Consider the following 14,145-nt stretch of genomic DNA (forward strand, 5'->3'; position numbering starts at 1 on the left):
GGCGTCAAGGATGCGCTCGGCCGCCGCAAGCTCCGCGGCGGCGAGTGCGCCGGACCCGGAGCGGCCTGCGACGACGTCGAACCTGGCGCTGGGGACGGGCATCGCGCACGCTTCCAGCACCGAGCCCTTGAGCAGCGCGCCAATGTCCCGTTCCGGGTCAAGTCCCAGCTGCACGTCGACATTCGCCAGCCCGACATCGCAATCCACCAGCAGCACCCGGTGGCGCTGCGCGCCGAGCGCCTGGGCGAGCGTGATCGCGAACCAGGTCTTGCCGACGCCGCCCTTGCCGGAGGCAATGGCGATCAGTCGCGGCTTGCGCGGGCGGGTCGGTGCCGTCATGCGATGACGTCCTTGCGGAGGCTGCGCCGGGTGGCGGGCGGGGCGAGCAGCCAGGCTTCCAGTGTGGCGGGATCGAGCGGTGCGAGCCCGTCGGTCGCACCCGGGCCGGTGCCGGCCGTGGCGAGCGCGAGATCGCCGGCGGCGGCAGCAGCGATGACGGCACCGATGCGCCGCGCCACATCGAGCCGGGTCGGCAGCAGATGGCGCACGCCACGCGCCGCCATCGCACTTGCGATATCCTCGGCTTCGGCGGCATCGGTGCCCGCGGGCAGCACCAGGGCGGCAGCTGCGCCGACGGCCTCGATCAGCGCGGCAAGCTCAGTGCCGTCCTGGTCGCAGAACGGATCGATCCCGGCCATGTCGACCAGTGTCGGAGCATCCATCGGACGGCGCGCGATCGCCTTGGCGAGGCGCGGAATGTCTGGCGCCACCACGAGATTGAGCCCGAGCAGTCGCGTATATGCCGCGAGCTGGTCCACCGCGCCCGCGCGCCTGCCGTCGGCTGCGATGACGGCCGGCGCCACACCCTCGATGCGTAGCCGTGTTGCGAGCTTCGCCGCCGTCAGTGTCTTGCCTGCGCCGGCTGGGCCACAGAGGAGCAGCACCGTGCCAGGACCCAGCGGCAGCGGGGCGAAGCCCAGCAACTCAGCCAAGCTGGAGGCAAGCGAGCTGGTGGAGGCGAGGGCGTCGATCCGCCGTTCGGGCACGCCATGGGCGCGCAACGCGATGACGATCGCGTCGTCCGTTGCGGCGCGACGTGGCGCGAGCGGCACGACCCGATCGTTCAGGTCGTCGGCAACCGGCGCGGCCGCGGTCACCTCGATCCCGCCCTGGGCACGGCGGGTGGCCAGGATGAGCGCTTCGTCACCGAGCGCGGCGCGCGCCTGCGACAGCGCCTGGGCGGTGGTGCGGGCATGGAAGACGCGAAGCCGCATGGCTCAGATCGTCCCCACCGTTCGGATGCGCGCGCGCGCGTGCACCTCGGTCTGGCTCAGCACCGGTGTCGATGGCCGGAAGCGCTCGACGATTGCGCGGAGATGCGGGCGCAGATGCGGGCTGACAAGCAGTGCCGGCTGCTCCCCCATGGTGGCCGCACGGTCGAACACGTCACGCACCTTGGCCATGAACTCCTGCAGCTTCGTCGGCTGGATCGCGAGCTGGCGATCCTCGGGCGGCCCGACCATCGATTCGGCGAAGACGCGCTCCCATTCCGCCGAGAGGGTCACCAGCGGCACGTAGCCGTTCGGGCCCATCAGGCTGTCCGTGATCTGACGCGCGAGCCGGTTGCGCACGGCCGCGAGCAGGCCGTTGAAGCCGCGCGAGCTGCCGGCCGCGTCCTGGATGCCTTCCAGGATGGTCGGCAGGTCGCGGATCGAGACCCGCTCGGCGAGCAGCGCCTGGAGCACGCGCTGGATCGTGCCGGTGCCGACCTGCGCGCCGGTGAGATCGGCGACCAGGCGCTGATGCTCGCGCGGCAGGTCGTCGATCAGCTTCTGGGTCTCGGCGAAGGACAGGAGCTCGGCGAGATGATCGCGCACGAGCTCGGTCAGGTGCGTGACCAGCACGGACGCCGGATCGACCACGGTGTAGCCGCGCGCGGCCGCCTCGTCGCGCAGTGTTTCCTCGATCCAGGCGGCAGGCAGGCCAAAGGCCGGCTCGGTGGTGCGCTCGCCGGGCAGCCCGATCGGTCCGCCGCGCGGGTCCATCGCCATCATCATGGTGGGGCGAAGCTCGGCGCGACCGGCCTCGATCTCCTTCAGCCGCACGACATAGGCGTTGGGCGGCAGCTGCACGTTGTCCTGGATGCGCACCGGCGGAAGCAGGTAGCCGAGTTCGACTGCGAGGCTGCGGCGCAGCCCTCGGATCTGCTCGGTCAGCCGCTGACCGGACTCGCCGGTGGCAAGTCGCAACAGGCCGTAGCCGAGCTCAAGCCGGATCGCGTCGATGCGCAGCGCCTGCGCGGGGTCCTCCTCCGCGGCTGGCGCCGGAGCCTCCGCCAGCTGCGCATCCGCCTCGCTGGCCTCCGCGCCCGCCTTGTGCCGCGCCCACGCGCCTGCACCCGCCGCGCCGGCGAGCAGCAGGAACGGCAGCATTGGCAGCCCGGGCATCAGCGCGAGCACCGTCGCCGCACCGGAGGCGAGCGCAAGCGGCTTCGGGCTGCCCGCGAGCTCGCGCAGCAGCGCCTTGTCCGCGCTGCCTTCCACGCCCGCCTTGGTGACGACGATGCCGGCGGCGGTGGACACGAGCAGGGCCGGGATCTGGCTCACGAGCCCGTCGCCGATCGTCAGCAGCGTGTAGGTGGTCGCGGCGTCGCCAAGCGTCATGCCCTGCCGGCCGACGCCCAGCGCCAGGCCGCCGACGATGTTGATCAGCGTGATGATCAGCCCGGCGACTGCGTCGCCGCGCACGAACTTCGCGGCACCGTCCATCGCGCCGAAGAACGCGCTCTCCTCCTCGAGCTGCTTGCGCCGCGACCGCGCGCCTGCCTCGTCGATCAGCCCGGCGGAGAGATCGGCGTCGATCGCCATCTGCTTGCCCGGCATCGCATCGAGGCTGAACCGTGCGGCGACCTCGGCGATGCGGCCCGAGCCCTTGGTGATGACGACGAAGTTCACCAACACCAGGATCGCGAACACGATCAGCCCGATCACCACGTCGCCGGCCATCAGGAAGCTGCCGAACGCCGCGATCACCTGACCTGCCGCCTGTGGCCCCTCATGCCCGGCCGACAGGATCAGACGCGTCGAGGCGATGTTCAGCCCGAGCCGCATCAGCGTGGTGATCAGCAGGATGGTCGGGAAGGACGTGAAATCGAGCGGCCGGAGCATGAGCACCGAGGTCATGAGGATCAGGATCGAGGTGGTGATCGAGACGGCGAGGCCGAAATCCAGCAGCAGCGTCGGCAGCGGTACGACCAGGATGACGACCAGCAGGCCGACACCCAGCGCCATCAGCACGTCCGACCCCGGACGCGCATCACGCAGGCGGTCGAGCAGCCCCACTCCGGCGGCCGGGACGGCCGCGGTCTCTGCCTCTGCCGCCATGCTCAGCTCAGGCCGGCACGCGGTCCGCGAGGCCGGCGGCCGGCACCTTCACCCCGGAAGCGGTGTATTCACGCAGCTTGTTCCGGAGCGTGCGGATCGAGATCCCAAGGATCGCCGCGGCATGGGTGCGGTTGCCGAGGCAGTGCGTCAGCGTCTCGAGGATCAGGTCGCGCTCGACATCCGCGACCGTGCGGCCAACCAGCCCGGTCGGCGTGCCGGCGGGCGCGGCGGCAACGACCCGCGCCACGTTGCCGCTCGCCGTGGGGGCCGGTGCGACCGTCTCGTCAGCCGATAGCTCAATCGCGTCGAGGCCGATCGTGTCGCCGCTTGCGAGCAGCACCGCACGGTGGATGGTGTTCTCGAGCTCGCGCACATTGCCGCGCCAGGGCTGGACCTCCAGCAGACGCATCGCTTCCGCCGAGATCGGTCGGTACGGCACGCCGTTCACCTCGGCATAGCGGTGCGCAAACATCTCGACGAGCGGAACGATGTCGCGCGGCCGCTCGCGCAGGGCCGGCACGGTCAGCGTGACGACGTTCAGGCGGAAATAGAGGTCCTCGCGGAACGTGCCCTTGCGCACCTCCGCCTCGAGCGCGCGGTTGGTGGTGGCGAGGATGCGCACGTTGACCTTCACGGGCTCGGAACCGCCGAGCCGGTCGATCTCGCGCTCCTGGATCGCGCGCAGCAGTTTCGCCTGAAGCCGCACGTCCATCTCGGTGATCTCGTCGAGCAGCAGCGTGCCGCCATCCGCCGCCTCGAACCGGCCGATCCGGCGGGCGATCGCGCCCGAGAACGCACCCTTCTCGTGGCCGAACAGCTCGCTCTCGAGCAGGTTCTCGGGGATTGCCGCGCAGTTCACGGCGATGAACGGACCAGCGGCGCGGCGCGAGCGGCGATGGATGTGGCGTGCCATCACCTCCTTGCCGGTGCCGCTCTCACCGCGGATCAGCACCGAGGCCTCGGACGCTGCCACCTGCTCGGCACGGCGCAGTGCGGCGAGCATCACCGGATCGGCCGCGACCGGAGCGCGCCCGTCGCCGCCGATCGTCTCGAGCATGGTCGCGATCAGCTCGGCATCAGGTGGCAGCGGCAGGTACTCGCGCGCGCCGGCGCGGATCGCAGCCGCCGCACGCACGGCATCCGCGCGCGTGCCGCAGGCGATCACGGGTGCGGCGATGCGCTCGGCCGTCATCGCCGCGATCAGCTCCTCGATGCCGAGCTGCACGTCGCACAGCACGACGTCGGAGCCGCGTCCGGCGCGCAGTTGCGCCAGCGCCGGCTGGACATCGTCGGCCTGCGTGATCTTCGCGCCGCGCGAGATGGCGATGCGCGCCGCCTCGCCCAGCTCCGCCGACATCGACCCCACGATCATCACGCGCATGGCAGCGCTCCCGTCTGTTTCCGCACCGCTCAGCGTCAGGCGCTGCGATCGGCCTTCACGATCTCGGTCATGGTCACGCCGAGCCGGTCGTCATCGACCATCACCACCTCGCCGCGTGCGACCAGGCGGTTGTTGACGTAGATGTCGATCGCCTCGCCGAGCTTGCGGTCAAGCTCCACCACCGCGCCGCGACCCAGCTTCAGGAGCTGGCTCACCTGCATCACCGACTTGCCGAGCACGGCCGACACCTGCACGGGGATGTCGTAGACCGCCTCGAGATCGCGCACCGAGCGCATCGGCTGCGGCTCGGCCTCGATGGGCGGGGTCGGAGCGGGATCGAGATCCTTCAGCTCCATCGGGGGTTCGTTGCTCATCACGCGCTCTCCTGCACGGCGGAAGTCGGGATCGGGGCGCCGAACGCCTCGGCGAGGATGCGGCTGGTCGCCTCGGCGACCGCAGCGAGATCGAGTCGCGCCTCGCCCGAGCTCCAGGCAATGCGCACGGCGCGAGCATCGAGCGAGGGATCCGCGGCGACGTCCTGCGGCAGATCGATACCGCCGCGTGCGGACGCCTCCAGCAGGGCGGCAGTAACGCGTTCGGCAACGTCCGGAGCGGCTGTCACCGTCAGCGCGATCTCGGGGCCGAGACTGGCGCGCAGCTCCGCAAGGAGGTCCCTCGCCTGGGACGGCAGCAGCCGCGCGGCATGCGCGGCGGTCTGTGCGACCACCGCGGCGAGCACGGCCTCGGCGATCCGCGCATCGGTCCGCTCGGCGGCGGCGCGTGCGGCGGCCGCAGCGGCCGCGAGCTCATGCGCCGCCGCCTCGATCGCGGCGGCCTCGCGGGCGGCCTGGCTGGCGGCGGCGGCGGCAACACCGGCCGCGCGACCCTCGGCGAAGGCCTCGGAGCGGGCGAGCTCAAGGTCCTCGAGCCCGAAGGTCGGCGCAATGATCTCCGGCTCGGGCGGCGCCGGTGGCTGGGGATCGAAGCTCTCGCCGAACAGCTTGCGGCGGGCGGACGCGGCCTCGTCAGCGAAGAGCCGCTGCGGCGCCGCAAGGGCCGAGAGCGGCACGGGCCGCGCCGCGCGGGCGTTGCCGTTCACGGAGTGGCCCGCCATGTCAGTACACCAGCTCCTCTTCACGCCCGTCGGACAGCAGGATCTGGCCGGAGGCGGCGAGGTCCTTGGCGGTGGCGACGATCGTGGCCTGCGCCTCCTCGACATCCTTCAGACGCACGGGGCCCAGCGCCTCGATGTCCTCGCGAAGCATCTTGCCCGCGCGTTCCGAGAGGTTCTTGAAGAACAGCTCGCGGATCGTGTCGGAGCCGCCCTTGAGCGCGAGTGCCAGCTTCTCCTTCTCGACCGCGCGCAGCAGGATCTGGATGCCCGCACCGTTGACGCGGACGAGGTCGTCGAAGGTGAACATCAGGCTCTTGATCCGCTCCGCCGCCTCGCGGTTGCGCTCCTCGAGTGCGGTCAGGAAGCGGCCCTCTGCAGCACGGTCGAGGTTGTTGAAGATGTCGGCCATGATCTCGTGCGCGTCGCGGCGCTGGGTGCGCGCCAGGTTGGACATGAACTCGGAGCGCAGCGTGCGCTCGACGCCTTCGAGCACGTCCTTCTGCACGCTCTCCATCCGAAGCATGCGCATCACGACTTCCATCGCGAAGGCCTCGGGCAGGAGCTGGAGCACCTTCGCGGCATGATCGGCACGCACGCGCGAGAGCACCAGCGCGACCGTCTGCGGGTATTCGTTCTTGAGGTAGTTCGCGAGCACGGCCTCGTTCACGTTGCCGAGCTTGTCCCACATGGTCCGACCGGCGGGGCCGCGGATCTCCTCCATGATCTGGCTGACCCGCTCCTTCGGCAGGGTCTTGGCGAGCAGACGCTCGGTGCTCTCGAAGCTGCCGATGAGGTTGCCGGCAGCGCTCATCTGGCTCGCGAACTCGTGGCAGAGCCGCTCCACGATCGAGGACGAGACCGGGCCGAGGGTCGCCATCGCCGAGGACACCTCCTTGATTTCGTCCTCGTGCATCAGCGCGAACAGCTTGGCAGCGCTTTCCTCGCCGAGCGCCATCATCAGCACGGCCGCCTTCTGCGGCCCGCTCAGGCTGCGATAGTCTTCCTTCGCGCGCGCCATCGCTCAGCCCTCCTGCGCCATCCAGCCGCGCACGACCGACACCGCCTCATCGGGGTGCTTCTCGGCGAGCTCGGCGACGCGCCGGATCGAGGATGCGCGCATCTGGCCTTCGATCTGGGCAATGTTGATCAGGCTGTCGCGACTGCCGAACGCCTGCGCTGTGCCCGGGGAACCGAGGGCAGGAATGCCCGGCGTGGCGTCGGTGAGCGCTGGCATGCCGTCAGGCGCCGGCAGGGCCGCAACCCCCTCCTGGGGTGCGCCGAGCGTTGCGGCCGCTGTCGCCTCGGCCTGCCCGATGCGTTCGAGCGCGCGGCCGGCGAGCGGGCGGGCGACCAGCAGCAGCGCGAGCAGGGCGACGATGCCGAACACCACGGTCTCGACCACGCGCACGATCTCGGCGCGGCCAATGGGCAGGCCGAACAGCGAGTCCTCCTCGGCCGCTGCTGTCAACGCATCGGCAAACCGCAGGTTCACCACCTCGACGCGATCACCCCGGCTCTCGTCGAAGCCGACCGCGGTCCGCACCAGGGCGGCGATCCGATCCAGTTCCTCCGTGCTGCGCGCCTGCGGCTCGGCGCCCAGAGCGGCAGGCGCATGGTCGACCAGCACCGCGACCGAGAGGCGGCGCAGCATCGGCGTGTCGCGCACGATCTGGCGCGTCACTCGGCCGATCTCGTAGTTGGTCGTCTCCTCGGTACGGCTCTCCTGCGTGCCGGCCTGGTTCTGCTGCGGCTGCGGGTTCGGCAGGTTGTTGCCGACCGTGACGTTCTCGTTCCGCTCGGTGGTGCGGCTCTCCTCGGTCACGGTCTGCACCGAGCGCGGCACCTGCTGATCCGGATCGAAGCTTTCGCGGTTCTCGGTAACGCGGTCGAAGTCCATCTCGACGGAGACCTCCGCGCGCACGCGGCCGACACCGAGGGTGCGTTCGAGCATCTCCTCGACCCCGCGCGAGAGGCGCAGCTCGTGCGCACGGCGCATCTCATCGGTGTTCATGGCAAGGCCCATGCCTCCGACCGCCTGGCCGGAGCGCGCGAGCAGGGAGCCGCGATTGTCGATCACCGAGATGTTCTGCGGCTTCAGTCCCGGCACGGCGGCCGCGGCGAGATGCACGATCGCCTGCACCTGCTCGCGGTCGAGCCGCTGCACCCCCGCCATGGTCAGCACGATCGAGGCCTGCGCCTCGCCCTCGCGGCGCGAGAACGGATCGCGCCGTGGCAGCACCAGGTGCACCCGCGCGCCCCGTACGCCATGCAGCGAGCGGATCGTGCGCGCGAGCTCGCCCTCGAGCGCGCGCAGGTGGTTGATGCCCTGCTGGAACGAGCTCGCGGTCAGGCCGTCGGCGCGATCGAAGATCTCGTAGCCGACGGAACCGCCCGCGGGCAGGCCCTCGGCGGCGAGCGAAAGCCGGACGCGGGGCACCTGGTCGGTCGGCACCAGCACCTGCGAGCCGTTGGCCCCGAGCCGGTAGGGGATCCGCTGGCGCTCGAGCGTGGCGACGACCTGGGCGGCATCGCGCTGCTCGAGCTCGCCGTAGAGCAGCGCCATCGGCGGCTGGCCGGCGCGCGCGGCGAGGAACACGATCACGCCCATCACCGCGATGCCGACCGCGCCGAGTGCGGCGAGGCGAACCGGCCCTAGCGTCTTCAGCCCAGCAAGCAGCGCGTTCACGATCTCACCCTTTCCTGAAGGCCCCCGCCGCCGGGTCGCGACCGAGGCCTCCCGTACGCCCGCGTGCCGGGCGGGCGTTCTGCCATGCGGGAGCGTGACGGAAAGGACTTACGCGCCCGTTAACACCGGGCAGAATTTGCCGATCGGCAGAGTTTGGCCGGGCTCAGCGGTCGGGCGTGACCGCCCGGATCGCGGCGGTGTCGATCTGCAGCGTGCCCATCGACAGCATCAGCCCCCCGCCCGAGCGTTCGGCGCCGGTGATGCGGCCGATCACGGTGGTGGGCACGGTCTCGAGCGAGCCGCCATACTGCGCCTGGACCGTGACGGTGTAGGCGCCGTCCGGCCAGCGCTGGCCATTGCCGGTGACGCCGTCCCAGGCGAACTCCTGGCGTCCCGCGCGGGTCTCGCCGGGTCCCTGGGCGACCACGCGGCCGGTGGCGTCACGGATCGTGATCGTGACGGAGGTGGCATCGGCGCGGAGACTGTAGGCGCCGCGCGCCTCGCCCCATTGCAGCGCAACCTTGTTGCTGTCGGCCTCCACCGTGCGCCCGATCAGCGGCGTGAGCGCCGTCAGCTGGGTGGTCTCCTGGACGTTGATCAGCCGCTCCAGGTGGCTGTTGGTGGCGAGCTGCTGCTCGACCTGGGCGAACTGGACGAGCTGCTGGGTGAACTGGTTGGTGTCCAGCGGCGCCGTCGGGTCCTGGTGCTGCAGCTGGGTGGTCAGCAGCTTCAGGAAGTCCTGGAAGTTCGACGCGATCTGGTTGCGCGAGGCCAGCGCGGATTGCTGGCGCTGCGCAGCGGTGAGGGTGGTGGCGGAGACGTCGGTCATCGGTCGGGCCCTCTAGATGGCGATGTCGAGCAGGCTGAGCGGGTCGCGCGGCCGCGCGGCCTCGGAGTGCGGCGTCTGGGCGGCATCTGGCGCGCCGGGGTTGCCGCCGCGTTGCCGGCGGCCGTCCGAGCCGCCGCCGAGATCGAAGGCAAGGCTGCGGCCCTCTGCGCCGACGCCGGCCTGGGCGAGCGCGCGGTCGAGGACCGCGGCATCGCGCATCAGCAGGTGCAGTGTCTCGGGACGTTCGGCGAGCACGGCGATCGCGACCCGGCGCTCGCCCTCGCGCGTCACTTCGACCTCGATCCAGCCGAGTTCCTGCGGATCGAGGGTCAGGGTCAGGCGATCAGGCATTCCGTGGGCGGCGGCGGCCAGCGTGATCAGCACCGGCGCGATCTGCTGCGCGGGCGGTGCCGGGACCACGCGGGGCGATGCCGGGGCGGCGCTGACGGGGCTTGCGCGTTCGGCCGGCTGGAGTGCCGACGGCGCCTCCAAGGGCGTGGGCTGGACCATCGTCCGCGGCACGGGCTCGGCACGCGGGGGCGACGGCTCGGACGGCTCGGCGGCACGGCCGTTCGCCGGGTCGGGCGCGTCGGTCGACGCAGGCCGGTCGGCCGGGACAGGATCGGCGCCGGCGCGGTCGCGCGCCAATGGCCGCGGATCGGCCACGTCCGTCGGCTCGGGCGGCGTGGCTCGGCCGGCTGGCGTCGGGTCGGCCTGAGTCGAGCCGCGCGCCACCGGTGTCAGGGTGTGCGCGGCGAGGCCCTCGGGCACCGGCCCAGCGGCGCCCCGGCTCTGCGGGCGAGCCGCGGTCGGCCGGGTGGCCGGATCCAAAGCGATCGCCACAGCGAGTGCCTCAGGGGCGGGTGCCTCGGCGGGCGCGGACGAGAGCTCCGTGGGGTTGCTCGGTGCGGGCTCCTCCGGCCCAGGGCCTTCGGCGAGCGCGGCGACCGCCGCCTCCGCAGGGGCCGGGGCTGTATCGCCTCGCGGGTCGGCGAGGCGATCCGAGACCTCGTGTGGCCCTTCGGCCGGCTCGTTGACAGCGGCGGGGGCAGGAACCGTCAGGTCGGCGGTGGGGTGATCGGCAGGCGGAGGCTGGGCAACCGGGTCGCGCGGCAGCGCCGCCGACGGCATCGCGGTGCGAGGCCGACGCGGCTCAGTCGGCGCCTGGTCGTCGCCCTGGCGCATGCGTGCTTCGGGAGGCTCCGGCGTCCCGGCGAACGCCTCCAGGGCGACCGGCTCCGACCGAGGCGGCTCCACCTGATGGACTGGAGGGTCGGGGTTCGCCGGTCCGGGCGCTGCGGTCTCGCGGCCCGGCCGCGCGGACGGTGTCGTCTGCTCGCCCTGCGACGGCCTGGGCGGGGCCGTACGGACGGGTTCCGGATCGGTCCCAGCCTCGGTCGTCTCGGGGTCCGGATCGAGCGTCACCGTCTCGATCAGGGCGTCGCCGGTCGCCAGCGGCGCGAGCGCGAGCCGGACCGGCGGCTCGGGCACGGGGCTCAGCCCGGCTCGGGCAGGGGCCGGCGGCGCGAAGCCACGGACGGCGAGCGCGAGCTCGGTCGCGAAGCCCGCGCCCTCGGAGCCGACCCCGGCCAGCAGGGCCGGCTCCGCGCCGTCGGCCAGGACGAAGGGCAGGGCCGGGGGGGGCACGATCGACAGCATGCCGTCCTCCCCGCAAGTCCCGGGCCAGGTCGCTGCGTCGAGGCGAAGCGCGGCCCGGCCATGGGCGGCCGCGGCCCCGGAACGACGGGTGCCCGGCAGGGTCTGCCTGGCACCCGGCATCGAGCGCGCCATGGAGGGGCCGGTTCTGCCGGGCGAACGCGGAACTTGCCGGCGGACCCTCGGCCTCGCCAGAAGCCGGCGTCCGGCACGGAGGTTGCTGGACGCTGCCCAGGATGATCCCGCGCCGGTCAGGGCACGGACGGAACAGGAGCGGCAGAATGCCACTGAAGGTTGTGCTGCGACCCGGCGAGACGGTGGTCGTGAATGGCGCGGTGATCGGCGCAGGCGAACGCACCGCGACGATCTTCCTGCACAGCCAGGCGCAGTTCCTGCGCGGCCGCGACATGCTGCGCGAGGGCGACGTCGATGGCCCGGAACGCGCGCTCTACTATGCGATCCAGTGCCACTACCTCGGACGCGCGCATCCGCCCGGCATGACCGACATGGTGAGCGCGCTGGCCGCGCTGCGTGTCGCCCGGCCTGACGCCGCGACCGAGCTCGACGCCATCGAGGCGCTGCTTGCGCAGGGCCGCGCCTACCAGGCGATGCGGTGCGCGGCTTCCCTGTTCCCCGCGCGCGGTTGAGGTGCCGTCTGCCCGGCAGGCCTTGCCGGGTGGGTCTGAACCGGCACAGCGGGGCATTCCTCCGGTTCCCGACGACCAGCGTAAGGACCCGGGTTTTCCGCCGAACAGCCGGTTGGCACGGCACCTGCTGAGGATATCGCGACCAACTCCGCCACCATAGCGAGGCACCCATGTCCCTGTTCGGAGCGATGACCACGGCGATCGGCGGCCTGACCGCGCAGTCGCGTGCGCTGGGCCATATCTCGGACAACGTCGCCAACAGCCAGACCATCGGCTTCAAGCGCATCGACACCAACTTCGTCAGCTACGTGACGAACTCGACCCAGCGCATCCACGCACCGGGCAGCGTGGTGGCGCGTCCCGACTACACCCACAACCTGCAGGGCACGATCGAGCAGACCGAGAACCGCACCGCGCTCGCGATCGCCGGCCAGGGCTTCTTCACCGTCGCGGCGCAGAACGGCGAGGTGAACGGTCAGCCCACCTTCGACCAGCGCCAGTTCTACACCCGCGCGGGTGACTTCTCGCTCGACCGCAACGGCTACCTGGTGAACAGCGCCGGGTACTTCCTGCAGGGCTGGGGCGTCGACACGGCCACGCGTCAGATCGACCGGTCGGGCGTGCAGCCGATCCGCGTCAGCCAGCTGGTGTCGAACCCGGTCGCGACCAGCGAGGTCGTGCTCGCGGCCAACCTGCCTGCCAATCCGCCGGAGGGTCAGACAACCTTCACCTCCATGGTCGGCATCTACGATGCGCTCGGCGAGCAGCGCACGCTTTCGGTCCAGTGGACCAAGGCGGGCTCCGACAACTGGCGCATGGATGTGATCGCGCCGGGCTCGAGCTTGGATCCCGTCGGCGGCGCTGGAACGATCCCCGGCTTCAACGACCAGCAGATGAACGCCTTCAACGTCAATGCCACGGTGCAGCCGGTGCGCCAGACCGACGACGTCACCCTGCCGGGCGTGATCGTCGCCGGCCAAGTCTACAGCACCACGATCAACGGCATCGTCGTCAGCTACACGGCGACCGCGGCCGAAGCGGGGCTCGGCTTCCCCGGGTCGCAGCAGGCGGTGCGCAACCAGCTCGTCAGCCGCATCAACACCGACAGCGCGACGCTCGGTGTCACCGCGGTCGTGGTCAACGACGACACCTTCCAGCTGCGTGCCGTGAACGCGGGCACGCCCTACAGCGTCACCACATCGAGCAGCCTGACGCTGTCGAACCCGGTCGCGAACGTCGCGCCCGCCTACCAGACCGACAGCTTCGTGCTCACCGGCACGGTTGGCGAGGTGGGCGACAGCTTCACGGTCTCGCTCTCCGGCATCACCGGCGGGTTCCCGACCGACAAGTCCTGGACCTACACCACCACCGGCGAGGAGGGCTCGATCAACGCGATCGCCAATGCGCTGGCCGCGCAGATCAACGCCGATCCGGACAGCCCCGCGCTCGCCAGCGTGCAGGGCGGCATCCTGACGCTCAAGGCCAAGAATGGCGTGCCGATCCCGTCCTGGACGGTCGATGGCGGACAGAGCGACGTCACCGTGCCAGGCGGTCCGTTCGCCGGAGGCGAGGTCTTCACGGTCACCGTGAACGGCGCGGACTACACCTACACTGCGCTTGCCGGCGATACCGCGACCGACGTGCGCGACGGCCTGGTCGCCGCGATCCCCGTGCTGCCGGGCATCACCGTCACGCCGGTTGGCGGCAACCAGCTCAGCCTGACCACCGCGGCGGGATCGCCGCTCGACGTCGATGTGACACCGACCCTGACGGCCGCCACCGCCGGCACGCGCACCACCAACGGCAACATCCCGCCGCACATCCAGGTGAGCTTCGGTGGCGGGGGGGATCCGCTGCGCGCCGGCACCGTCACCGCGATCTCGGGTGCGAACGTGGCCGGCGGCACCGCGACCGTGCCGGCCAACCAGCTCACCGGCGACCCGGCCTACGTGGACGTGTTGGTGAACTACGGCCAGGGCCCGCAATCGGTGCGGATCTTCCTCGGCTCGTTCGGTCTCGCCGACGGCGTGACCCAGTTCGCCGGCTCCGACTACGCGCTGCGCAGCCTCGCCCAGAACGGCGTGCCACAGGGCAGCTTCTCCTCGCTCGCGCTGAACGAGACCGGCGACGTGGTGATCAACTACGACAACGGCCAGAGCCGCGTGATCGCGCGCGTGCCGGTCGTCACCTTCAACGAGGCGGACAAGCTCGAGCGCATCGACGGCCAGGCCTTCATGCGCACGGTCGAGTCGGGCGAGGCGAGGGTGCTCGACCCGGCGCGCGACGGTGCGGGCAAGCTGGTCGTCGGGTCGATCGAGCGCTCCAATGTCGACATGGCGGCGGAGTTCTCGAAGCTGATCGTCGCGCAGCGCGCCTACACCGCGAACACGCGCATCGTCACGGCGTCCGACGAGATGCTGCTCGACACGCTGAACATGAAGCGCTGAGC

At 71.5% G+C, this 14,145-nt stretch carries 12 protein-coding genes; 2 read left to right on the plus strand and 10 right to left on the minus strand.

Annotated elements, in window-relative coordinates:
* From ACTIFU_RS00550 to ACTIFU_RS00595, 10 genes are all read right to left on the minus strand, one after another.
* A partial coding sequence (locus ACTIFU_RS00550) for a nucleotide-binding protein (protein WP_439576321.1) occupies nt 1-339 on the minus strand: 339 nt, incomplete at its 3' end.
* Entirely contained in the window at nt 336-1,274 is a 939-nt protein-coding gene (locus ACTIFU_RS00555) for a hypothetical protein (RefSeq protein WP_439576322.1), read from the minus strand. The genes ACTIFU_RS00555 and ACTIFU_RS00550, both read right to left, overlap by 4 nt.
* 3 nt (nt 1,275-1,277) lie before the next feature.
* On the minus strand, nt 1,278-3,383 hold the full coding sequence (gene flhA / locus ACTIFU_RS00560; protein ID WP_439576323.1) for a flagellar biosynthesis protein FlhA: 2,106 nt from the start codon (nt 3,381-3,383) through the stop codon (nt 1,278-1,280).
* A gap of 7 nt (nt 3,384-3,390) precedes the next feature.
* Nucleotides 3,391-4,764, minus strand: coding sequence for a sigma-54 interaction domain-containing protein (locus ACTIFU_RS00565; protein WP_439576324.1), 1,374 nt, complete (start codon nt 4,762-4,764; stop codon nt 3,391-3,393).
* 35 nt (nt 4,765-4,799) lie between these two features.
* Nucleotides 4,800-5,138: a flagellar motor switch protein FliN gene (gene fliN / locus ACTIFU_RS00570; RefSeq protein WP_439576325.1), complete on the minus strand. Its 339-nt coding sequence runs from the start codon at nt 5,136-5,138 to the stop codon at nt 4,800-4,802.
* Nucleotides 5,138-5,878 (minus strand): hypothetical protein, encoded by a 741-nt coding sequence (locus tag ACTIFU_RS00575; RefSeq protein ID WP_439576326.1) that lies wholly within the window; start codon nt 5,876-5,878, stop codon nt 5,138-5,140. The genes fliN and ACTIFU_RS00575 overlap by 1 nt, the downstream gene beginning before the upstream one ends.
* 1 nt (nt 5,879) lies before the next feature.
* A complete protein-coding gene (gene fliG / locus ACTIFU_RS00580; protein ID WP_439576327.1) occupies nt 5,880-6,896 on the minus strand; it encodes a flagellar motor switch protein FliG in 1,017 nt (338 codons plus the stop codon).
* Between the two features lie 3 nt (nt 6,897-6,899).
* Nucleotides 6,900-8,564: a flagellar basal-body MS-ring/collar protein FliF gene (gene fliF / locus ACTIFU_RS00585; protein ID WP_439576328.1), complete on the minus strand. Its 1,665-nt coding sequence runs from the start codon at nt 8,562-8,564 to the stop codon at nt 6,900-6,902.
* A gap of 163 nt (nt 8,565-8,727) precedes the next feature.
* A complete protein-coding gene (locus tag ACTIFU_RS00590; RefSeq protein ID WP_439576329.1) occupies nt 8,728-9,393 on the minus strand; it encodes a flagellar hook assembly protein FlgD in 666 nt (221 codons plus the stop codon).
* 12 nt (nt 9,394-9,405) lie between these two features.
* Complete coding sequence (locus tag ACTIFU_RS00595) at nt 9,406-11,052, minus strand: flagellar hook-length control protein FliK (protein WP_439576330.1); 1,647 nt, start codon at nt 11,050-11,052, stop codon at nt 9,406-9,408.
* A gap of 278 nt (nt 11,053-11,330) precedes the next feature.
* Here ACTIFU_RS00595 and ACTIFU_RS00600 point away from each other — a divergent pair, with 278 nt between their 5' ends.
* Together ACTIFU_RS00600 and ACTIFU_RS00605 are read left to right on the plus strand one after the other, a co-directional pair.
* Nucleotides 11,331-11,696 (plus strand): flagellar biosynthesis repressor FlbT, encoded by a 366-nt coding sequence (locus ACTIFU_RS00600; protein WP_439576331.1) that lies wholly within the window; start codon nt 11,331-11,333, stop codon nt 11,694-11,696.
* 170 nt (nt 11,697-11,866) lie between these two features.
* Nucleotides 11,867-14,143: a flagellar hook-basal body complex protein gene (locus tag ACTIFU_RS00605; RefSeq protein WP_439576332.1), complete on the plus strand. Its 2,277-nt coding sequence runs from the start codon at nt 11,867-11,869 to the stop codon at nt 14,141-14,143.
* Nucleotides 14,144-14,145: the final 2 nt, after the last annotated feature.

The organism is Elioraea sp., assembly GCF_051860475.1.
Taxonomy (GTDB): domain Bacteria; phylum Pseudomonadota; class Alphaproteobacteria; order Acetobacterales; family Acetobacteraceae; genus Elioraea.

Excerpts from the sequence above, each read along its gene's own strand:
- fliN (WP_439576325.1), bottom strand. The coding sequence starts at position 5,138 with ATGAGCAACGAACCCCCGATGGAGCTGAAGGATCTCGATCCCGCTCCG.
- fliG (WP_439576327.1), bottom strand. The coding sequence starts at position 6,896 with ATGGCGCGCGCGAAGGAAGACTATCGCAGCCTGAGCGGGCCGCAGAAG.
- ACTIFU_RS00565 (WP_439576324.1), bottom strand. The coding sequence starts at position 4,764 with ATGCGCGTGATGATCGTGGGGTCGATGTCGGCGGAGCTGGGCGAGGCG.
- ACTIFU_RS00555 (WP_439576322.1), bottom strand. The coding sequence starts at position 1,274 with ATGCGGCTTCGCGTCTTCCATGCCCGCACCACCGCCCAGGCGCTGTCG.
- ACTIFU_RS00605 (WP_439576332.1), top strand. The coding sequence starts at position 11,867 with ATGTCCCTGTTCGGAGCGATGACCACGGCGATCGGCGGCCTGACCGCG.
- ACTIFU_RS00575 (WP_439576326.1), bottom strand. The coding sequence starts at position 5,878 with ATGGCGGGCCACTCCGTGAACGGCAACGCCCGCGCGGCGCGGCCCGTG.
- flhA (WP_439576323.1), bottom strand. The coding sequence starts at position 3,383 with ATGGCGGCAGAGGCAGAGACCGCGGCCGTCCCGGCCGCCGGAGTGGGG.
- ACTIFU_RS00595 (WP_439576330.1), bottom strand. The coding sequence starts at position 11,052 with ATGCTGTCGATCGTGCCCCCCCCGGCCCTGCCCTTCGTCCTGGCCGAC.
- ACTIFU_RS00590 (WP_439576329.1), bottom strand. The coding sequence starts at position 9,393 with ATGACCGACGTCTCCGCCACCACCCTCACCGCTGCGCAGCGCCAGCAA.
- ACTIFU_RS00600 (WP_439576331.1), top strand. The coding sequence starts at position 11,331 with ATGCCACTGAAGGTTGTGCTGCGACCCGGCGAGACGGTGGTCGTGAAT.